The organism is Afipia sp. GW821-FHT14H12 (assembly GCF_058803465.1).
This window is the reverse complement of sequence record NZ_JBXAOZ010000001.1, coordinates 1,939,767-1,959,702: the sequence shown is the minus strand read 5'-3', so window position 1 is coordinate 1,959,702 and position 19,936 is coordinate 1,939,767. Positions and strand designations below refer to the sequence as shown.

The window sequence follows — 19,936 nt, the reverse complement described above, 5'->3', positions numbered from 1 at the left end:
AGATTTCCTTCGAGGATATCCCATGACGATGCATCGCCCATCCAACGAGCCCGCCACCACCTTCGCCCGGCGCCATATCGGCCCTTCGCCGCGTGACATCGATGCGATGCTGAAGACGATTGGCGCATCGAGCCTCGACGCACTGATGGATGAGACGTTGCCAGCCAATATCCGGCTCAACCGTCCGCTCGATCTTCCGCCTGCCCTGAGCGAAGCCGACGCGCTCGCGCACATGCGCGAACTCGCGGGGCAGAACCGGGTTTTCACCTCGCTGATCGGACAAGGTTATTACGGCACGCAACTGCCCACGGTGATCCTGCGCAACATTCTGGAAAATCCGGCCTGGTATACTGCCTATACGCCGTATCAGCCGGAAATCAGCCAGGGCCGGCTGGAGGCATTGTTCAATTTCCAGACCATGATCTGCGACCTCACGGGGCTTGATGTCGCCAATGCTTCGCTGCTCGATGAGGCAACCGCGGCAGCCGAAGCGATGGCGCTGGCCGAACGCTCGAGCACCACAAAGAATCGCGCGTTCTTCGTTGACCACAACGTGCTCCCGCAAACGCTCGCGGTGCTGCGCACGCGCGCCGAGCCGCTCGGCTGGACGCTCATCGTCGGCGATCCCGCGCATGACCTCGACGGCGCGGACGTGTTTGGCGCGCTGTTGCAGTATCCCGGCATGGACGGCGCAATCCGCGATCTCCGCCCCGCCATTGCGGCGCTGCATGCCAAGGGCGGCATCGCCATCATCGCCGCCGACATTCTGGCGCTGACCTTGCTCGCCTCGCCCGGCGAACTTGGCGCCGACATCGCAATTGGCTCGACACAGCGCTTCGGCGTGCCGATGGGCTATGGCGGCCCGCACGCCGCCTACATGGCGGTGAAAGATGCGCTCAAACGCGCACTGCCCGGCCGCCTCGTCGGCCTGTCGGTGGATTCGCGCGGGCAGCCCGCCTATCGTCTCGCCTTGCAGACGCGCGAGCAGCATATCCGCCGCGAGAAGGCGACCTCCAACATCTGCACCGCGCAGGTGCTGCTCGCGATCATCTCCTCGATGTATGCGGTCTATCACGGCCCCGAAGGCCTCATCGACATCGCGCGGACCGTGCATCGCCGCGCGGCGACACTCGCCGGCGGACTGCGGCAGCTTGGCTTCACGCTTGCCAGCGACACCTTCTTCGACACCGTAACGGTAAAGGCGGAAGGCGCCCAGCGGGCCGAGATTCTATCCCTCGCAAAAGCCGAGCGGCTCAATCTGAGGATCGGAAAGAACGAAATCGGCATCGCGCTGGACGAGACCACCACGCCCGCGATCATCGAGGCGGTGTGGCGCGCATTCGGCGGCGCGCTCGACTACGCACAGGTCGAGCGTGAGACGCATGACGCACTTCCCTCCGCGCTCTTGCGCACCGCCCCGTTCCTCACCCATCCGGTGTTCCATGCCTATCGCTCGGAAACGGAACTGCTGCGCTATATGCGCAAGCTGTCCGACCGCGACCTCGCACTCGACCGCGCGATGATCCCGCTCGGCTCCTGCACCATGAAGCTGAACGCGACCACAGAGATGATTCCGCTGACGTGGCCCGAATTCGGCAACGTCCATCCCTTTGCCCCGAAAGAACAGGCCGCCGGCTATCATGCACTGTTCGCACGGCTGGAGACGTGGCTTGCGGAAATCACCGGCTATGACGCGGTGTCTCTACAGCCGAACTCCGGCGCCCAGGGCGAATATGCGGGCCTGCTCGCGATCCGCGCCTATCATGCCTCGCGCAATGAGCCACAGCGCGATGTCTGCCTGATCCCCGCGTCCGCGCACGGCACCAACCCGGCGTCGGCCAGCATGGCGGGTATGAAGGTGGTGGTTGTGGCCTGCGACACGCACGGCAATGTCGATGTCGCCGATTTGCGCAAGAAGGCGGAGGCGCATGCCGACACGCTCGCCGCGATCATGATCACATATCCCTCGACGCATGGCGTGTTCGAGGAAGCGATCCGCGAGATCTGCGATATCGTCCATGCCCATGGCGGGCAGGTCTATCTCGACGGCGCCAACCTCAACGCCCAGGTCGGCCTCGCCCGCCCCGGCGATTACGGCGCCGACGTGAGCCATCTCAACCTGCACAAGACCTTCTGCATTCCGCATGGCGGCGGCGGCCCCGGCATGGGGCCGATCGGCGTGAAGAAGCATCTCGCGCCGTTCCTGCCGCCGATCAGTCTTGAGACAGGCGCGGTCAGCGCTGCGCCCTACGGCTCGGCCTCGATCCTCACCATTTCCTATCTGTACATCCTGATGATGGGTGCGGACGGGCTGCGCCGAGCCACCGAAGTGGCGATCCTCAACGCCAACTACATCGCAAAGCGCCTGGATGCGCATTTCCCGGTGCTGTATCGCAACCACAACGACCGCGTCGCGCACGAATGCATCATCGATCCTCGCCCGCTGAAAGCCGCGTGCGGTGTCACCGTCGATGACATCGCCAAGCGGCTGATCGATTACGGCTTCCATGCGCCGACCATGAGCTTTCCGGTGCCCGGCACACTGATGATCGAACCGACTGAATCCGAATCGAAGGCGGAGCTGGATCGATTCTGCGAGGCGATGATCGCGATCCGCCGCGAGATCGCCGAGGTGGAAGACGGCAAGTTTCCGATCGATGCCTCGCCGCTGCGCTACGCGCCGCACACCGTTCACGACATCGCCGACGACAACTGGCAGCGGCCTTACTCACGCGCGCAAGGCTGCTTCCCCGACGGCAGCCCGCAGCAGGACAAATACTGGTCGCCGGTCGGCCGCGTCGATAACGTCTATGGCGATCGTAACCTTGTCTGCTCCTGCCCGCCGATCAGCAATTACGCGCAGGCGGCGGAGTAACCGGTTTCCAAAACAAAACGGGCCCTGAGGATGTCGGCAACTCAACATCCGCAGCGCCCGCTTTGCCTTCCGAAGGACGATGGTGTCCGGGCAAGGATTCCCGGCTTGCCCGCATCGCCCGGACCTGAGCAGTTCCCAAGCCCCGGAATTTGTCTGTTCATGCGAAGCGTGCCAAGCGCGATCCCGCACGAGAAGGACGATCAGTCCTCCGCTTCCTCGTCGTCATCGCTCTCCGGCTTGCCGGCTAGAATCTGCTCGGCGATCAGGCCGGAATTCTGCCGGATCGCGGCTTCGATCTTGGCGGTCATGTCCGGGTTGTCGCGCAGAAATGCCTTGGAATTCTCGCGGCCCTGACCGAGGCGCTGGCTGTCATAGGAAAACCAGGCGCCGGACTTCTCGACGATGCCGGCCTTGACGCCGAGATCAAGGATCTCGCCCATCTTGGAGACACCCTCGCCATACATGATGTCGAATTCGACCTGCTTGAACGGCGGTGCGAGCTTGTTCTTCACCACCTTGACGCGGGTGGAGTTGCCGATCACCTCGTCGCGCTCCTTGATCGCGCCGATGCGGCGAATGTCGAGGCGGACGGAGGCATAGAATTTCAGGGCATTGCCGCCCGTCGTGGTTTCCGGCGAGCCGTACATCACCCCGATCTTCATGCGGATTTGGTTGATGAAGATCACCATGGTGTGGGACTTGTTGATCGAAGCCGTCAGCTTGCGCAGCGCCTGGCTCATCAAGCGCGCCTGCAAACCCGGCAGCGCGTCGCCCATCTCACCCTCGAGTTCGGCGCGCGGCACAAGAGCTGCGACCGAATCGACGATCAGCACGTCCACCGCGCCGGAGCGCACCAGCGTATCGGCGATCTCAAGCGCCTGTTCGCCATGGTCGGGCTGGGAAATCAGCAGTTCATCGACATTGACGCCGAGCTTGCGGGCATAGACCGGGTCCAGTGCATGTTCGGCGTCGATGAAGGCACAGGTGCCGCCCTTCTTCTGAGCCTCGGCCACCGTATGCAGCGCCAGCGTGGTCTTGCCGGAGGATTCAGGACCGTAAATCTCGACCACCCGGCCCTTCGGTAGCCCGCCGACGCCGAGCGCGATGTCGAGCCCGAGCGAGCCCGAGGAGATCACCTCGATGTCCATGGAGCGGTCGGCCTTGCCGAGCCGCATCACCGAGCCTTTACCGAACTGGCGCTCGATCTGCGACAGGGCGGCCGTGAGGGCCTTGGTCTTGTCCATCGACGTTCCTTCAACGATACGCAGGGCGGCTGGGGCCATAGGGGTCACTCCTTATGTACGGGATTCGCCGGCCGGACAAACGGGCTTCCCTGAAGCGGCGGACCGGAATCGCTGAAAACGTCCGATGGGGTGAATGTACCCTATTTGTTCCTTGTTCGCAATATGTTCTTGCAGCGAGCGGCCCAAATTTTACAAAACCTGATGGCGCAACAACCGCAGCCGAGTTCAATTTCGAATGATGATCCTTATACTTATCTCATGAGCGGATGTTGTAGTTCAGATCATTGCTGTGCTCCCGATCCTCACCAAGGAAATCCGGGATACCGCAAAGCCCTGTGGGCTGTTCTGGCAATCAACGGGGCGATGTTCGCCGTTGAGGTCATCGCCGGACTCGCTGCCGGTTCTGCATCGCTCCAAGCAGACGCCCTCGACTTTCTCGGCGATACGGCAAACTACGCGATCAGCCTGATCGTCGTCGGCATGGCTCTCCGCTATCGCGCGCTCGCCGCCACGGCCAAGGGCGCGACCATGGCCATATTCGGGCTATGGGTGATCGCAACCCTCATCTGGCATGTTGTTCAGGGAACGCTTCCCAACGCCTACACCATGGGCGTGGTTGGCTTCACCGCGCTGCTCGCCAACGTAGCCTCGTTCGCATTGCTCTGGGCCTATCGCGATGGCGACGCCAACATGCGCTCGGCGTGGATATGCACACGAAATGACGTACTAGGAAATCTTGCTGTTCTTGCAGCCGCCGCCGGTGTGTTCGGCACCGGAACGGGCTGGCCGGATGTGATTGTGGCGTCGATCATGGCCATGCTTGCATTGCAGGGGGCCTTCATCGTCCTGCGACGATCGTCAGCAGAGTTGCGAGCCAACCCTGCTTAAGACCACCCCAATCCTCCATCCTCTGCTCACGCCATCGTCCGCACCAGATGCATCGCACCGATCAGAGCGCGGAGTGACAGCAGCGCCGAAGCCACCATGTAGGCGGCGGTCGCGGCGAATTCACCGCGCTCGATCAGATAAAAAGAATCAAGCGAGAAGGTCGAGAACGTAGTGTAGCCGCCGCAAAAGCCAACGATGAGAAAGATCCGCACCGCCTGCGGCAGATTCCATCGTATCGCGAACAGGCCCGCAAAGAGCCCAATCACGAACGAACCGGTGATGTTGATGATGAGCGTCCCCCAAGGAAAATCCGTGCCAAACAGCCTGCCCGCGCCGATGCCTACCAGATAGCGCGTCACCGAACCCAATGCTCCACCGAGCGCCACTGCCAGAATAAAAATCCAGTTCACTTGTCTCGTCCTCCCATCATCCATTCAGCCATGCCTGTCAGCAGGCCGAGCATCATCAACGGCACGATCAACTCCGTATCCGCATCGAGCAGATACGCAGCAACCGTCACGGCCCAGATCGAGCTTGTGATCCAAAGTGCGATGGCAAGAGAATGAGGAAGTCTTGAACGAGAAGATCTCTCACGAGGCGACCCAGCCATTGTCATGCACCCTTTCCTGGGCGCATCGCTGGGAGGAATCGCTCCTACCGACGCGAAAGCGCCTGGTAGGAGTCATCAGCCTTGCGGCGGTTATCGGGGGAACTCCATCCCCATCATGGTTCAAGAAGGTTAGCGGCTGCAATCCGCCGAAGCAAGCACGGCGGCTTCGTTACTGTACGGCGGCGCGGATCATCTCGTACTTGCCGTTCAGCGCCGAGCCAATCCCATTGACCGCCACGAGGATAACGATCGAAAGCCCCGCAGCGATGATGGCATACTCGATCGAGGTCGCGCCGGACTGATCCAGGAAGAAGCGTTTCAAGGTTTTCATGGGGAGGCACCGTACCGGCGAACCCTCAAGGCCCCGTAAATGAAACTGGGCGATTTTACCAGTTTCCGCGAATAAAGTGCCCCCGGGGCAAGCTTTCCCGAACCCAAATCATCCTGATGTTGTGATGCGATATAATGAGCTGCCACCCGGAAGGGCTGGCCGACCTTGCTAAAATGGCGGAACTGCGCGGGCCACACGCTCCGCCTGCGCTCCTATCTCGTAGATGTCACCGAACAGATAGATTGCGCCTCCGAGCGCAACCATGACCGCAACGATGGCCAGAAGCTGCAGATCGACTGCATCAAAACCGCCCTTGAAGTGAAGATGCATAAGCCGCCTCCACTGGATACGATTTCTGTTTTGCAACGCTTTCTAGTTTATCACCATTCCCTTTAACGGACGATGGTGATGATGTGCCTCAGCACACTTTCCACCCCGTGGATGCCATGGCGGTGGTGGCGCCGCCCGCGCGACCTGCGCTGCGCGGGCTGATCCTCCGCATCCTCGTTACTGGCCTGCTGGCTGCCGGAGCGATCCGGGCCAATGGCTTCGAACTGTGCCTTCTGCTCGTCGCTCAGCGTGCCGTAGAAGTCGTCCAGCGCTGAATGCACCGATTTCACCGCGCCGAGCAGCGCATCGAGGCGCTCGCTCGCCGCCGCAAGCCGAGCGGGCGGGGTCAGCGCGGTGGACGGGCGGCAGGTCGCTTTCAGCGAATCCGCGGCCTTGAAGGTCGCATCCTGCAGTGCGGTCAGCTTCACCTTCTGCGCGTCACTGGGTTGCAGGCGCTTGTTGATCTCATCGGTCGGCCAGGCCACCGCATCCGAGAGCGAGGTGATGCCACAGCTTCCATCGGACGAAGTCGTCCCCTTGCCGCCCTGCTTCTCGCGCGGCGACATCGCAACAAGCCTCGCCTTCTGGTCGTCATTGAGCAGGCCGTAGAACTTCTCCATCGCTGGCTGGATGATACCAATCGCCGACTTCATCGCCTCGATCCGCCGCTCCATCGCCGCAAGCCTTGCGGGCGCGGTGAGCGGAAGCGTCGTCGGACAGGCCTCACGGATGGTCTGCGCCGCCTTCACGGACGCATTGCCAAGCTCATCGAGCGCCGCGCGCTGCGCGTCATCCGGCGAGATTGCCTGCTGGATCTTGTCGATCGGCAGACCGGCGATGTCGCCACTGTCGGCTCCGCACATCTGGGCCAACTGGTCCTCGTCGGACGGTGGCGTCTGCGCGGCCTGACTGCCGGAGCCAGCGGAAGGTGCGCTTCGACGTGACGGCAAATAACCGCTCAGCGAATCGTAGCCGTAGGGTGAGAACAGCCCGGCATAGATGTCGCCATAGCCGTAATCCCAGAAGGCCGGACCGTAATCATAGCCCCACAGACCGTAGTCATAGAGGTCGTAATAAGCGAACGGCCAGAACAGCGGTCCGACCCAGCCATAGCCGCCATGGCCATGGCGCCACCAGCCGTGACGATGCCCCTGCCAGCCGGCCGTCGCCGCGGCTGCGACCAGCGCCGTGCGCGCGACCGGACTGCGCAGCGCGTTGCGATTACGCAGCGCGCCATTGACCGAACGCGAACGCAATCCCTGACGCACCGCAGCCGCCCGGGGCGAATTCACTCGTGCCGCACGGTTCGTCGCAGCGATCCCGGTGCGCTGCGATGCCGTGCGCGCCGCATTCCGGGGCCCGCGGTTGACGGCGCGGCCGGCATTGCGCGGCCCACTTGGCCTTGCGAACGAACGGGAAGCCCCGACATGACGGTTTCCATGGAATTGGCGCACACCGCCAAAATGGCGTGCGCCTCCAACATGCGCTCCGCCGAAATGACGGGCCCCGCCGCTGAAACGGGCGCCGCCTCCGTGGAAAGCTCGTCCACCACCGATATGGCCGCCGCCAAAATGCGCGCCGCCACCGCGGCCGCCGCCCATATGAACGCCGCCGCCATGTCCTCCGCCTCCGCCACGCGGACGCGCGTCGGTCGTTACGGACAAGGCTGCTAGGAGAGCAAATGCCACAACGGCGATTTTGAAAAAGTATCGCATGGCTTCACGCCTCGCGTAAAAATAATCATGTGCAAACACATCAATGTTGAATCAAGCTGAAGGTTCCGCCGAATCTGTGCGCTGTTGTCGCAGCCGCACGCTTTACGCTGGGATGCCAGCCATTATCCCGAAATCGTGAGAACGGATTCCAGATGTTTTGCGTGACTGATGTTTTTAGGACTCGCGTTTTGAAAGCACGACGCTCATACTCTTGGCATCACCGCTTAGCCTCCAGGCAATTCGCGGTGACTGAGAGACCGTTGAGCTCCCGTCTGTCGTTAGACGTTTTACGGAGACGCTCGCATGAACGACCGTATCTCCATCGCTCCATTAAACTGGAAGACTCTTGTCGCGCAGGCACGCGCGGAAGCGGACGCCGCTCCCGAAGGGCGCGACCGCGACAAAATCCTGGAGCGTGCAGAACTGCTCGAAATGTCGGCGCATATCGAAGGCTGGCTGAATGCTTCCGACTTGCGTCCTCCGATCGGACGCTGACGCCGCATCGAACAGAATGAAAATTAAAAAAGCTGAGCGCTAGTGCGCAGCCCTCGCGGCGCTCTTGCTTGAGCTCTTGGCTTTATGACCGCTCTTCGGCGCGGCCGTTTCGGCTGAACGCACGTTCGCCCAGGGATCGTTGCTAGCCTTTTGATCCGGAATCTTGGACTGGGCATCGCGGGCCGCTTTCTCAAGCTTATCCTGCCGCGCCTTTTCCTCTGGCGACATCTGGTTGCCGCCGCCGAGTTGGAAGCCCGGCATCGGCATTCCCTGCGCCATTGCGGCCCCGCCCGGCAAAGCGATCAGTGCGGCGGCCAGACAGGCCGCGAAATAATCCTGTCTTTTCATGGACAAACTCTCCAATCCGGAGCGGCTTATAGCAAAATCGGCAGCGGCGGTCCAAGCCGATCTCGACCTGCATCAAGCCCTTGCAGGATAACGGTTTCCCGCACCATCCGCCTGTTCGTGGTTAAAAAGCGGCTAAGCCGAGGGCTCGAATTTGGAGCATTGCTCCAAGCCTATCTTGAAATCTCCCCGCTAGGTTCCACCCACCGTCCGCGCACCCTATTGCCGTGCGAGGCGGCTGGGGACTTCGGACGTGACCGACACCATGCATGCCGCCTCTGTTGCAGGCCAGGCCCGCTCGCCGGATTCGGCGAACGCCGCTGCGCAGCCGCGTCATGGCGTCCGCGCAATCTCCCTGACCGGCATTTCCCTTCCCGCGTGGCAGTCTCTTGCCGAACGCGCCGCCGAACCGAACGCCTGCTACCTGCCCGAATGGGAATTGGCGGTGAACGCCTTTTCCCCGGGTCGCACCAATGCCAGGGCGCTGAGTTGCCATGCTGACAATGGCGAACTGATCGGCCTGATGCCTACGGTCTCCGCGTTGCGCGCCTACCAGTTGCCGCTGCCCGCTTTTGTAACGGCGGATGCCTTTCCGCCGCTCGGCACCATCCTGATCGACCGCGACAAGGCCGATGAAGCCGTCAGCGGATTGATGCAGCAGGCCCGCGAGAACGGTGCCCGTGCTCTGATCCTGCGCGATACGCCGATTGAGGGCGCGGTGATGCAGGCCTTCACCCGCGTGCTCGGCTGGAGCGGCCTACGCCCGATCGTTCTGAAAGCGCACAAGCGCGCGCTGCTCGACGCGACGCGCGATGCCGACGAATTGCTGCACGAGGCGCTCGGCTCCAAGAAGCTGAAGGAGCTGCGGCGTCAGCGCAACCGGCTCGGCGAGTCCGGCGAGGTGACGTATCGCATCGCCTCCACCTCCGACGAGGTCATTCCCGCGCTGGAGGTCTTCCTCAAGCTCGAAGCCAGCGGCTGGAAGGGCAAGCGCGGCACCGCGCTGCTGCAGAACGAAGGACACCTCGCCTTCATCCGCCGCGCCGTGCGCGACATGGCGGCGCGCGGGCATGGTCAGGTCATCTCGCTGTATGCCGGCAACACCCCGGTGGCGGCGGCGGTCGTCCTGCGCCACCTCGACCGCGCGATCTATTTCAAGCTCGGCGTCAATGAGCGTTTCGCCAAATACTCACCGGGCGTGCAGATGACGCTCGAACTGACCCGGCAGATGTGCGCCGATCCCGCGATTGCTTCTGTCGACTCCACCGCCGACGCCAACCACTCCATGATCGATCCGATCTGGCGCGAACGCCTCGCCGTCGGTGACATCCTGATTCCGCTCCACCGCAACGATCCGTTCGTGCCGCTGATCCGCGGCGCAATGGCGCTGCGCCGCGCCGCGATGGTGCCTGCGCGCAAGGCCGTGCATCTCATTCGACGCATAAAGGAAAAACGCTCATGAACGCCGCCTCTCATGTCGCTCCCGTGATCATGGCATCGAACGATTCACTGAACCGCGACTTCCCGCTGAAGCCGTTCGCGATCCGTCACATGCTGGCCGGGCATCCGCTGCTGACGCTGCCGCGCATCGCCAAGCTCGCCTCGGACCTGCCGCGCGACCTGATCGAATACAATTCCGGCGCCGCCAATATCAGCCAGGACCCCGACAAGGTGCAGTCGGTCAATCTCGATCCGGTCGAGGTCGTCAACCGCATCGAGACGGCGGGCGCATGGATGGTGCTCAAGCGCATCGAGAAGTCGCCGGAATACCGCGCGTTGCTCGAAGACACTCTGCTGTCGGTCGCGCGCGCCCGCGGCTTCAACAGCCTCGCCGAGGCGGGCTTCTCGCAGATCGAGGGCTTTCTGTTCGTATCCTCGCCGAACTCCACCACGCCGTTCCATCTCGATGGCGAGGACAATTTCTTCGTGCAGATCCATGGCGACAAAACCTTCGCCATTTTCGACAACCGCGACGGCGCAATCGCCGACAACGCACAGGTCGAATACTGCACCACCAAGCACCGCAACGTGCCTTACAACGACAGCTTCAAGCCGCGCGGCGTGGAATATCATCTGGTCGGCGGCGATGGGTGCTACGTGCCCTACCAGTGGCCGCACTGGGTCAGGACGGCGGACTCTTACTCGATCTCGATGGCGGTGACCTGGAAGACGCCCGAAGTCCGCCGCCTGAACGACCTTCACACTTTCAATTCGATGCTGCGCGGCCTTGGCCTGCCGCAGGCTGCGCCCGGACAAAATCCGGGCTGGGATGCCGTGAAGCTCGCGGTCTTCCGCACAAGCCGCAGCATCATCGAGCCGCTGCGCAAATCGGAGACGATGCGCCGTGTGCTTCGTCGCATCGCGCTGGGCAAGAACGCAAATTATTACCTGAAGGCCTGATATCCTTCAGGCTTGGCGGCTTGTCTCCGTCGCAAGTTGACGGATTGCCGCCGCCAGTTGCTCGGGCGGCTGCGCGCCGGAGACGGCGTATTGTTGTGCGAAAACATAGGTCGGCACGCCGCTGATGCCTTTGTTTGAGGCTTCAGCCGCCTGTGCCGAGACGAGATCGATATCCGTATCGGAGCCAAGGCGCTCACGCATCTCGTCGGCATCGAGGCCGATATCGGCCGCAGCCTGCACCAGCACATCCAGTTTCGTGAGATCCCCGCCGTCGTGGAAATAAAGCTCCATCAGCCGTTGCTTCATGGCCGCCGCCGCGCCAGACGCGCCCGCCCAGTGGATCAGCCGGTGGCAATCGAGGGTGTTGGGCTGGCGCTGCATGCGCTCGGAGTTGTACTGCAACCCCTCCTCCGCCGCCGCTTCCTTGACGCGGCTGGCAATGCCTTTGTAGGCCTCGACCGATCCGAATTTGGTGACGAGATAATCCTCGCGCGACATGCCTTCGCGCGGCACCCACGGATTGAGGAAGAACGGCCGCCAGTTCACCTCGACGGGAATATCCTGCACGAGCGCCAACGCGCGCTCGAAACGGTGCTTGCCGATGTAGCACCATGGGCAAACGACATCGGAGACGACATCGATCTGAAGCGGATGGGAAGAAGCCATGACAAACTCTCGCGCGGGAATGATCCCGAGATAAGCGCAAGAGGAGAATAAGCAAGCCTCAGGCGGTGACGCTGCCGCTGCGCAACGCCGTGCCGCGAGATGCGCGCACGGCACCCTCCGCCTGCGGGCCGGGACGCGCGCCGCTGCTGGCCGCCCGCGCGTATTCCGCCGTCCTGCGGCTCGAGGCACGAGCCGTCGTGGAGGCCTTCACACTCTTGCTCTTGGCGTTCTTGGTCTTGGTTGGCTTGGCCTTCGTGGATTTGGCCGCCTTCTTCTGCGCCTTCAGCTTCTCCTTCGCCTTTTCGGCGCGGGCCTCGGCGCGCTGCTTCGCCCGCTTCTTCTCGCAGGCCGCGCACTTGCACCCGATCGGCTTGAGGTATTCCTTGAAATACTCGGTGCCGTAATCGTAGTTGATCTCCTCGCCCGGCGCGATGTTCTTGATGGCGCGGATATAGACCGTACGCTTGCGGGAATTGACGTCGGATTCCGCATTCGGCCGGCAGGCGTGGTTGATGTAGCGGGCAGTATTCTTGCGGACCGACCCGTCGATAGTCCAGCGGCTGTTGATCTGGAACAGGTACTTGTTCTCGACCGCGTCATCCTCCTTCTTCCGGCAATCCAGCATGGGGCCGAAATAGCGGATGATCTTGGTGCCTTTCTTGATCGGCTTGGTGGCAAACAGACCGAGGCCGGTCTTGGAGCGTCCGATACGATAGGGCTTATTCGACGAGATAACAGGCATGACCGACCACAGGATAGAGTACGCCGCTTAGTAGAGCGATTCCGGCCAGCATGTCATGCCTTTCAGGAAATTCCATATGACATTGGCATGACCGTCCCCAATCTATTGAGGCTGTCCACGGGTTCCGGGGAAAGCGCCTATTCTGCAGGCTGTGGCGCAAGAGCGTCACGCCGCAGCGTCACCAAGCTGAGACACAAAGCGCAGCAGGCGCAGGCGGCGATGATCGCCACCATCGGCAGCGGATGGCCATCGAAAAACAGGCTCGCCAGCGCGATCACCGCGCCACCAGCCACCATCTGCAGCGTCCCGGCCAGCGACGAGGCGATTCCCGCAATCGGACCATGCTCCTCCAGGGTCAGCACCATGGTGGTCGGAATGACGAGGCCGAGGAAGGCGAAGCTCATGAACAGCAGCGCGATCAGCACGGCGAGGCTGTCCACCCCGGCCAGCGTCACGCCGAGCAGCAGCAGCGCGAAAAACGTGTAGATCGCGGCCGCGGTCATCACCACGCGCGACAGGCCGAACCGCCTGCCGAGCGTCGCGGCGAATTGCGATGCGCCGATGAAGCCGAACGCGTTGATGGAGAAACCGAAACTGTATTGCGTCGGCGTCAGGCCGTAATGGCCGATATAGATGAACGAGGAACTGGCGAGAAAAGCGAAGAAGCTCGCCATGCCGAACCCGCCGATGAAGGTCAGGCCGAGAAAACGCGGATCGGCCAGCAAATGGCCGAACCCGCCCAGCACGCTGCGCACGTTCGCCTCGAGCCGCTGATGATGCAGCCGCGTCTCCGGCAGAAAGACAAGGATCAGCGCGAACGCCAGCACCGCCGCGATGGTGACCGCGACGAACACCGCGCGCCAGCCGAACGGCACGATCAGCGCGCTGCCGGTCACCGGCGCCAGAATCGGCGAGACGCTGAACACCAGCATCACCAGCGACATCAGCCGCGTCGCCTCATTGCCGGTGTGCAGGTCGCGAATGATGGCGCGCGGAATGACCATCCCCGCCGCAGCGCCGATGCCCTGCACCACGCGCGCCGCGATCAGCCATTCGACACTCGGCGCGAATGCGCAGCCGATCGAACCCACGATGAACAGCGTCAGTCCGGCATAGAGCGGCGGCTTGCGGCCGACCACATCCGACAGAGGCCCGTAAATGAGCTGGCACACGCCGAACGCCATGAAGAACGCCATCAGCGTCATCTGCGTCGCGGCCGTGGAGGCCTTCAGGTCGGCCGCAATCGAGGGCAGCGCCGGCAGATACATGTCGATCGCGAACGGACCGACAGCCGACAACAGGCCCAGGACGATGGCGTTTCTGGCGTAGCTTCGCGCGGACACGGACAAATCTTTCTTGGTGGTTTCCATCAGGGCGGAAATCACGACATGCTTGATACAAAGGATGGATGCTGACCGGCCCCGCTTCTGCGGGGCGATGCACAGCATCTACCTCAAATCGGCACTATTCCCAAATATTCCCAAGGGCGATGACGATTTATTGACCGTCAAAGGCTTTTTGCAGACCGGCGATGTCAAGTTTGACCATCTTCATCATCGCCGTCATCACGCGGTCGGTGGAGGCCTGATCGCCGCTCCACAGCTTCGGGAAAATACGCGGCGCGATTTGCCACGCGACACCGTATTTGTCCGTCAGCCAGCCGCAGGCCATGGTCTGGCCGCCCGCGCCGAGCTTGTCCCAATAGTCGTCGATCTCCGCCTGCGTATCGCACAACGCCACCAGCGAGGTCGCCGGACTGAACTGGAATTGCGGATTGCCGTTCAGCGCAAGCACGCGCTGGCCGTCGAGCAAGGCGGTGACGGAAATCACCGCGCCTTTCGAGAACGGTCCTACCTCGCCCGCGCGATGCACATTTTCCATGCTCGAATTGCGGATGATGGAAACGTAATACCGCAGCGCCTCTTCGGCTTCCGACTTGAACCACAGACAGGGAAACAGATTCGACATCACTGAACTCCGTTATGCGCCGCTTGCAGACATCTGCCGGGCATATTCTTCGAAACGATCGAAGGTACCAGTCCAGCCGACGCCATGGCCGTCGCGATCGGCGATCGAATGAAAGCCGATCTGACGCAATGTCACCAGCGTGCCTTCGCTGCGCTCCTCGAACGTGATCGCTACCATCATGTCCGCATTTGGAAATTCAACGTATTTGTTGTTGTCCCAGGTGAAGGTGAACACCAGCCGTTCCGGCGGCACGATCTCCTTGAACACGCCGTGCTGCCAGAGATGCGAGCCGTCCTCCGCCGACTGAAGGCAGTGACGCCATTTCCCGCCGACGCGCAGATCCATGTGCATCTCGATGGCGGGGCACATCGGCGGGCCCCACCAGTGCTTGGCGTGATACGGATCGGTCCACGCCTTCCAGACAAGCTCGCGCGGCGCCTTGAAGATGCGCGAGACGACAAGCTCCTGCTCGGCGAGCGGCAACGGGCTGGCGGATGCTGACATGTGTCGGGACATGAAAGGCTCTGTCTGCGGCGATTACATCGGCTTGCTGCAGTTGATCATCCAATTGGTGCCGAACTTGTCCACGAACGCACCGAACCGCTGCGCCCAGAACGTTTCGCCAAGCGGCATGCCGATGGATTGAGCGCCTTGCGACAGCCCTTTGAAAATCCGCTCGGCCTCCTCCACCGTATCGACATTCAGACTGACATCGAAACCCTGCGGCTTGTTGTAGCGGCCCGGCCCGGCATCGGAGGCCATGATGGCCTGATCGCCGACCGACAGGCGAGCATGCATGATGTGATTGGCGAATTCCGCCGGAACCTTTTCATCGCCCGGCATGTCCTTGTAGGGCATCATCATCTCGATCTTGCCGCCGAGCACCTTTGCATAGAATTTGATTGCTTCTTCGCACTGGCCGTTGAAAAACAGATAGGGATTGATCTTCATGGGTGTGTCCTCCGATTGTGATTGATCGCACTGTGCAGACGCGATGCGTCACTTTTGTGTCGCAAGATAATCGTCGAGCTGATCGAACGTGCCGCCGAAGCCCTGCTGCATTGAGCCGAACATGCTCTCGAACATCGCCTGCTCTTCCGCGGAGACATTGATCGGCCGGCCGCGCAATTCGAGCCGCGTCTTGCCGCCCTCCTCATGGAAGGTCACAACGTTTCGGATTTCCTTGGGCCAAGTTTCGCTGAACGGCGCGCGGGTGATGTCGCCCGATTCATTCGAGAACGAATTGACGAATACGATACGTTCCGGCTTCACCACCTCCACGTAATGGAAGATGCCCCACCATTTGCTGCCGTCCGGCATGCCCATCGAATAGTGAAATATACCGCCGGGAGACACATCGAGTTGCTCGACTTCGATGGCGCAGCTTTTCGGCCCCCACCATTCTTCCAGCGCCTCGCGCTCCGTCCATGCCTTCCACACCGCATCGCGCGGCGCATTGAATGTGCGCGTGACGGTGAATTCCTGAGCGGTCGTTTCACTTGCGGTCATCGCTCTTTCCTTTCGCTTTCGGCTTTTTCGGTTTTGATCCCTTGCCATCGTCGTCGCCCGCCTGCAGGCGCTGCAGATAGGCGTCGAGGCGATCGAAGCTCGCCTCCCAGAACTTGCGATAGAAATCGATCCAGCCCGCCGCCTCTTTCAACGGCGCGGCTTCGAGCTTGCACGGCCGCCATTGCGCGTTGCGCCCGCGCGTAATCAGCCCTGCCCCTTCCAGCACTTTGAGATGCTTGGAGACTGCGGGAAGGCTCATGTCGAACGGCTCTGCGAGTTCGTTGACCGAGGTTTCGCCGAGCGCGAGCCGTGCCAGAATGGCGCGCCGCGTCGGGTCGGCAAGGGCTGCAAACGTGCTGGAAAGCCGGTCCATTGGGGTATTCTCTTATTTAACTTATAAGTTAAATACGATACAGGAGCCATGACGTCAACCCAACATTTTGCCGGAGCTGCTTCACCATGACCGTCATCATCACCGCCTTCGAGAAATCGCCGGATGGCGGCAAGGGGCTGGCGCGCGACACCCGCGTTCGCTGGGCGCTTGAAGAAGTGGGACAGCCTTATGAGGTTCGCGCTGTTTCGTTCCGCGCGATGAAGGAGCCCGCGCATCTCGCGCTGCATCCGTTCGGCCAGATTCCGACCTATCAGGACGGCGATCTCACCCTGTTCGAGACAGGATCGATCGTCTTCCACATCGCCGAACGCCATGCGGGGCTGCTGCCGAACGATCCCAATGCGCGGGCACGCGCGATCACATGGATGTTCGCCGCGATCAACACGGTCGAGCCGCCAATCCTTGAACTCGTCACCGCCAAAATTCTGGAGGGTGACAAGCCATGGGCCAAGGAGCGCATGACTCTGGTCGTGGACCGCATCCACACCCGGCTGAAACAGCTATCCACTCGTTTGGGCGAGGCCGACTGGCTCGACGGCGCATTCAGCGCCGGCGATCTGATGATGGTGTCGGTGCTGCTCCGGCTGAGACCATCAGGCATTCTGGACGAGCACCGGACTCTGGCCGCCTATGTCGCCCGCGGCGAGACGCGGCCCGCCTACCAGCGGGCCTTCGACGCCCAGTTCGCGTTTAACAACGGGACCACCTAGCCCAGATTCAATTCCTTGAAGAAGTCGCTGCCCTTGTCATCGATGATGATGAAGGCCGGGAAATCGACAACCTCGATGCGCCAGATCGCTTCCATGCCGAGTTCGGGATATTCCACGACCTCGACCTTCTTGATGCAATGCTCGGCGAGATTCGCAGCCGAACCGCCGACCGAACCGAGATAGAAGCCGCCGTATTTCTTGCACGCATCGCGCACCACAGGCGCGCGGTTGCCCTTGGCGAGCATCACCATCGAACCGCCCGCCGCCTGGAACTGATCGACGAACGAATCCATGCGCCCTGCTGTCGTGGGACCGAACGAACCCGACGCATAGCCTTCCGGCGTCTTGGCGGGGCCTGCGTAATAGATCGGATGGTTCTTGAAGTAATCCGGCAACGGTTCGCCCTTCTCCAGCCGCTCGCGTAGCTTGGCGTGAGCGAGGTCGCGCGCGACGATGATGGTGCCGGTGAGCGCAAGGCGCGTCTTCACCGGATATTGCGACAGCGTCGCCAGAATGTCCTTCATCGGCTTGTTGAGGTCGATCTTCACCGGCTCGCCGCCGAGCGAACCTTCGACCTCCGGCAGATACTGCGCCGGATTGTGCTCAAGCTCCTCGAGATAAACACCGTCCTTGGTGATCTTGCCGAGCACCTGACGGTCCGCCGCGCACGACACACCAAGACCGATGGGAAGTGATGCGCCGTGGCGCGGCAGCCGGATCACGCGCACGTCGTGGCAGAAATACTTGCCGCCGAACTGCGCGCCGACGCCCATCGACTGCGTCATCTTCCAGATTTCCTGCTCCATCTCGAGATCCCGGAAGGCATGTGCATCCTCGCTGCCTTGGGTCGGCAGCGCATCGAGATAACGGGCGGAAGCGAGCTTCACCGTCTTCATCGTCAACTCTGCGGAGGTGCCGCCGATGACGATGGCGAGGTGATAGGGCGGACACGCCGCGGTGCCGAGCGTGAGAATCTTTTCTTTCAGGAACGCCAGTAGGCGGTCGCGCGTCAGAAGCGACGGCGTGCCCTGAAACAGGAAGCTCTTGTTGGCCGAGCCGCCGCCCTTGGCCATGAACATGAATTTGTAGGCGTCGTCACCCTCGGCATAAATCTCGCACTGCGCGGGCATGTTGTTGCGCGTGTTCTTTTCCTCGAACATCGAAATCGGCGCGAGTTGCGAGTAGCGCAGGTTGCGCTTGAGATACGCATCGCGCGCGCCTTCCGAGAGCGCGGCCTCATCGTCGCCCTCGGTGAGGACGCGGTTGCCCTTCTTGCCCATGATGATCGCGGTGCCGGTGTCCTGGCACATCGGCAGCACGCCGCCGGCCGCGATGTTAGCGTTCTTCAGAAAGTCGAAGGCCACGAATCTGTCGTTGTCGCTCGCCTCGGGGTCAGCGAGAATTTTCCGCAACTGCGCGAGGTGGCCGGGACGCAGATAATGGTTGATATCGACGAAGGCAGCTTCCGCCAGCGCCTTGAGCGCCTCGCGCGAGACCACCAGCATCTCCCTGCCCAGCACCGTTTCGACCCGCACGCCATCGGCGGAAATCTTCCTGTAGGGCGTCTCGTCCTTGCCGAGCGGAAACAGCGGGGTGTGCTTGTAAGGCGGCACGGCGGGAGCGGCGAAAGGTGCGTTCATCGGAGCCTCTCAGGGCGGCAGGATAATTTCGAAGCGTTCTAATCGCTTTCCCCTGCCCGGCAAAGACCCCGAAAGTCGCGGTACCGGGCGGGACGAAGAACGGCTTGCCGAACAACAGTTCCCACGCTTCAATACCGCCATGGACCTTGTACCCGCGCGCCTGCACCTTGCTACCGCCGCCACGATCCTTTTCGTGTCCGGCGTAGCGTCTCCCGCCATGGCCGACCCCTGCGACGAGCTTGCCCGCTCGCTCTCCCAGCAGATCGACAACCTCAAGGTCGGAAAAACGCGCGGCGGCATCATCTATCTGCAGCACCCCGTCGCCACGCAGGCGTCGCTTGGTTGCCCCAGCCGCAACCGGCAGGGCGATTTCTACGCGGCGACCAACCAGAAGAAGCCATCGGCGGAATTCACCTCGTTCGTCGCGAGTGCCGTGGCACAGATTTTCACCATTCCGAAAAAGGACGCCTTGCGCGGCATCAACCGGTGCCTGGGCCGTATCGGCCTGTTGCGCGGCAAGGACATCAAGACCCGCTACCGCAAGCTCGACGTCCATTGCATCGGTACGAAGACCGGCACCAACATCACGGTGTCGCGGGAGCGCGACGACGACTGAGCGCCCTTATTTATACTTCTCGTCCCGTTCCAATATCTCGATCGAGATTCCCTCCGGCCCCTCAAGAAACGCGATGCGTATGCCGGGGCGCGGGGTATGAGGCTCCGCCGTGAAGCGAACGCCCTTCGCCTTCAAATGCTCCGCGACCTGATCGACGTCCTTCACCCTGAGACCGAAATGATCGAGCCCGCGATGCGGATGGGCCGGCGACGGCATGTCGGTGCCCGGTGCTTTCAGCAGAAAGATTTTCTGGCCGCCGAGAACGACATCGACGCGGCCGGGCGCGCGCACCGGCTCCGCCCCGAGCATGGCTTCGAACCATGCAGCCACGGCATCCGGATCGCTGACGCGCAAATGGACGTGGTCCCATACCGCATTGAGCGGCACATTCAGATTCTGCATCGCAACCTCATCACACCACCAAGAAAAAGGCCGGGCTCATCACCCGGCCTTATCAC

24 protein-coding genes and 1 riboswitch are annotated in these 19,936 nt (G+C 62.0%); of the genes, 8 read left to right on the top strand and 16 right to left on the bottom strand.

All coding sequences use genetic code 11. The features are described 5' to 3' along the window. The first annotated feature begins 22 nt into the window (after nucleotides 1-22). Nucleotides 23-2,875, top strand: a complete 2,853-nt coding sequence (gene gcvP / locus AC1RNA_RS09795) for an aminomethyl-transferring glycine dehydrogenase (RefSeq protein WP_492950971.1) — start codon at nucleotides 23-25, stop codon at nucleotides 2,873-2,875. A 200-nt stretch (nucleotides 2,876-3,075) separates the two neighbouring features. On the opposite strand, the gene recA is transcribed toward gcvP, so the two are convergent. Further along, entirely contained in the window at nucleotides 3,076-4,158 is a 1,083-nt protein-coding gene (recA, locus tag AC1RNA_RS09790) for a recombinase RecA (protein ID WP_009336925.1), read from the bottom strand. 219 nt (nucleotides 4,159-4,377) lie between these two features. Between recA and AC1RNA_RS09785 the strand changes: the two genes are divergently transcribed. Then, nucleotides 4,378-5,007 (top strand): cation efflux transmembrane domain-containing protein, encoded by a 630-nt coding sequence (locus AC1RNA_RS09785; protein ID WP_083801604.1) that lies wholly within the window; start codon nucleotides 4,378-4,380, stop codon nucleotides 5,005-5,007. Nucleotides 5,008-5,033: 26 nt separating this feature from the next. On the opposite strand, the gene crcB is transcribed toward AC1RNA_RS09785, so the two are convergent. From crcB to AC1RNA_RS09765, 4 genes are all read right to left on the bottom strand, one after another. After that, entirely contained in the window at nucleotides 5,034-5,417 is a 384-nt protein-coding gene (gene crcB / locus AC1RNA_RS09780) for a fluoride efflux transporter CrcB (RefSeq protein WP_492950970.1), read from the bottom strand. A gap of 259 nt (nucleotides 5,418-5,676) precedes the next feature. Then, a riboswitch (Fluoride riboswitch) is annotated at nucleotides 5,677-5,738 on the bottom strand. A 48-nt stretch (nucleotides 5,739-5,786) separates the two neighbouring features. Beyond that, complete coding sequence (locus tag AC1RNA_RS09775; RefSeq protein WP_009336929.1) at nucleotides 5,787-5,948, bottom strand: Flp family type IVb pilin; 162 nt, start codon at nucleotides 5,946-5,948, stop codon at nucleotides 5,787-5,789. A gap of 168 nt (nucleotides 5,949-6,116) precedes the next feature. Continuing rightward, on the bottom strand, nucleotides 6,117-6,278 hold the full coding sequence (locus AC1RNA_RS09770) for a hypothetical protein (protein WP_492950969.1): 162 nt from the start codon (nucleotides 6,276-6,278) through the stop codon (nucleotides 6,117-6,119). Nucleotides 6,279-6,340: 62 nt separating this feature from the next. Further along, nucleotides 6,341-7,570: a Spy/CpxP family protein refolding chaperone gene (locus tag AC1RNA_RS09765; protein WP_492950968.1), complete on the bottom strand. Its 1,230-nt coding sequence runs from the start codon at nucleotides 7,568-7,570 to the stop codon at nucleotides 6,341-6,343. A 135-nt stretch (nucleotides 7,571-7,705) separates the two neighbouring features. On the opposite strand from AC1RNA_RS09765, the gene AC1RNA_RS09760 reads away from it, so the two are divergent. Both AC1RNA_RS09760 and AC1RNA_RS09755 read left to right on the top strand, forming a co-directional pair. Next, nucleotides 7,706-7,951 carry a hypothetical protein gene (locus tag AC1RNA_RS09760; RefSeq protein WP_492950967.1) on the top strand — a complete coding sequence of 82 codons (246 nt, stop codon included), beginning with the start codon at nucleotides 7,706-7,708 and terminating at the stop codon, nucleotides 7,949-7,951. Between the two features lie 345 nt (nucleotides 7,952-8,296). Further along, complete coding sequence (locus tag AC1RNA_RS09755; protein ID WP_009336932.1) at nucleotides 8,297-8,488, top strand: hypothetical protein; 192 nt, start codon at nucleotides 8,297-8,299, stop codon at nucleotides 8,486-8,488. 39 nt (nucleotides 8,489-8,527) lie between these two features. Here AC1RNA_RS09755 and AC1RNA_RS09750 read toward each other — a convergent pair whose 3' ends face one another. Then, on the bottom strand, nucleotides 8,528-8,836 hold the full coding sequence (locus AC1RNA_RS09750; RefSeq protein WP_492950966.1) for a hypothetical protein: 309 nt from the start codon (nucleotides 8,834-8,836) through the stop codon (nucleotides 8,528-8,530). Between the two features lie 250 nt (nucleotides 8,837-9,086). Here AC1RNA_RS09750 and AC1RNA_RS09745 point away from each other — a divergent pair, with 250 nt between their 5' ends. Together AC1RNA_RS09745 and AC1RNA_RS09740 are read left to right on the top strand one after the other, a co-directional pair. Then, nucleotides 9,087-10,295, top strand: a complete 1,209-nt coding sequence (locus tag AC1RNA_RS09745; protein WP_492950965.1) for a GNAT family N-acetyltransferase — start codon at nucleotides 9,087-9,089, stop codon at nucleotides 10,293-10,295. Beyond that, nucleotides 10,292-11,233, top strand: coding sequence for a JmjC domain-containing protein (locus AC1RNA_RS09740; protein ID WP_492950964.1), 942 nt, complete (start codon nucleotides 10,292-10,294; stop codon nucleotides 11,231-11,233). Before AC1RNA_RS09745 ends, AC1RNA_RS09740 begins: the two co-directional genes overlap by 4 nt. A gap of 6 nt (nucleotides 11,234-11,239) precedes the next feature. Here the strand turns inward: AC1RNA_RS09740 and AC1RNA_RS09735 are convergent, their stop codons facing one another. The 8 genes from AC1RNA_RS09735 to AC1RNA_RS09700 form a co-directional block, all read right to left on the bottom strand. Next, entirely contained in the window at nucleotides 11,240-11,899 is a 660-nt protein-coding gene (locus AC1RNA_RS09735) for a DsbA family oxidoreductase (protein ID WP_492950963.1), read from the bottom strand. Nucleotides 11,900-11,957: 58 nt separating this feature from the next. Next, nucleotides 11,958-12,641 (bottom strand): SET domain-containing protein, encoded by a 684-nt coding sequence (locus AC1RNA_RS09730; protein WP_492950962.1) that lies wholly within the window; start codon nucleotides 12,639-12,641, stop codon nucleotides 11,958-11,960. Between the two features lie 137 nt (nucleotides 12,642-12,778). Continuing rightward, nucleotides 12,779-14,011 (bottom strand): multidrug effflux MFS transporter, encoded by a 1,233-nt coding sequence (locus AC1RNA_RS09725; RefSeq protein ID WP_492951204.1) that lies wholly within the window; start codon nucleotides 14,009-14,011, stop codon nucleotides 12,779-12,781. A 127-nt stretch (nucleotides 14,012-14,138) separates the two neighbouring features. After that, nucleotides 14,139-14,609 carry a VOC family protein gene (locus tag AC1RNA_RS09720; protein WP_009336939.1) on the bottom strand — a complete coding sequence of 157 codons (471 nt, stop codon included), beginning with the start codon at nucleotides 14,607-14,609 and terminating at the stop codon, nucleotides 14,139-14,141. Between the two features lie 12 nt (nucleotides 14,610-14,621). Then, complete coding sequence (locus AC1RNA_RS09715) at nucleotides 14,622-15,113, bottom strand: SRPBCC domain-containing protein (protein WP_048755739.1); 492 nt, start codon at nucleotides 15,111-15,113, stop codon at nucleotides 14,622-14,624. A gap of 33 nt (nucleotides 15,114-15,146) precedes the next feature. Further along, entirely contained in the window at nucleotides 15,147-15,560 is a 414-nt protein-coding gene (locus tag AC1RNA_RS09710) for a VOC family protein (RefSeq protein ID WP_492950961.1), read from the bottom strand. A gap of 48 nt (nucleotides 15,561-15,608) precedes the next feature. After that, a complete protein-coding gene (locus tag AC1RNA_RS09705) occupies nucleotides 15,609-16,118 on the bottom strand; it encodes an SRPBCC family protein (protein WP_492950960.1) in 510 nt (169 codons plus the stop codon). Continuing rightward, on the bottom strand, nucleotides 16,105-16,491 hold the full coding sequence (locus AC1RNA_RS09700; RefSeq protein WP_492950959.1) for an ArsR/SmtB family transcription factor: 387 nt from the start codon (nucleotides 16,489-16,491) through the stop codon (nucleotides 16,105-16,107). The genes AC1RNA_RS09705 and AC1RNA_RS09700 overlap by 14 nt, the downstream gene beginning before the upstream one ends. Nucleotides 16,492-16,577: 86 nt before the next feature. On the opposite strand from AC1RNA_RS09700, the gene AC1RNA_RS09695 reads away from it, so the two are divergent. Next, a complete protein-coding gene (locus AC1RNA_RS09695; RefSeq protein ID WP_492950958.1) occupies nucleotides 16,578-17,222 on the top strand; it encodes a glutathione S-transferase family protein in 645 nt (214 codons plus the stop codon). On the opposite strand, the gene AC1RNA_RS09690 is transcribed toward AC1RNA_RS09695, so the two are convergent. After that, complete coding sequence (locus tag AC1RNA_RS09690) at nucleotides 17,219-18,862, bottom strand: fumarate hydratase (protein ID WP_009336945.1); 1,644 nt, start codon at nucleotides 18,860-18,862, stop codon at nucleotides 17,219-17,221. The two genes, AC1RNA_RS09695 and AC1RNA_RS09690, sit on opposite strands and share 4 nt — an antisense overlap. A gap of 139 nt (nucleotides 18,863-19,001) precedes the next feature. On the opposite strand from AC1RNA_RS09690, the gene AC1RNA_RS09685 reads away from it, so the two are divergent. Continuing rightward, complete coding sequence (locus AC1RNA_RS09685; protein WP_492950957.1) at nucleotides 19,002-19,478, top strand: hypothetical protein; 477 nt, start codon at nucleotides 19,002-19,004, stop codon at nucleotides 19,476-19,478. Nucleotides 19,479-19,484: 6 nt separating this feature from the next. Here the strand turns inward: AC1RNA_RS09685 and AC1RNA_RS09680 are convergent, their stop codons facing one another. Then, nucleotides 19,485-19,880, bottom strand: a complete 396-nt coding sequence (locus AC1RNA_RS09680; RefSeq protein WP_492950956.1) for a VOC family protein — start codon at nucleotides 19,878-19,880, stop codon at nucleotides 19,485-19,487. Nucleotides 19,881-19,936 lie beyond the last annotated feature (56 nt).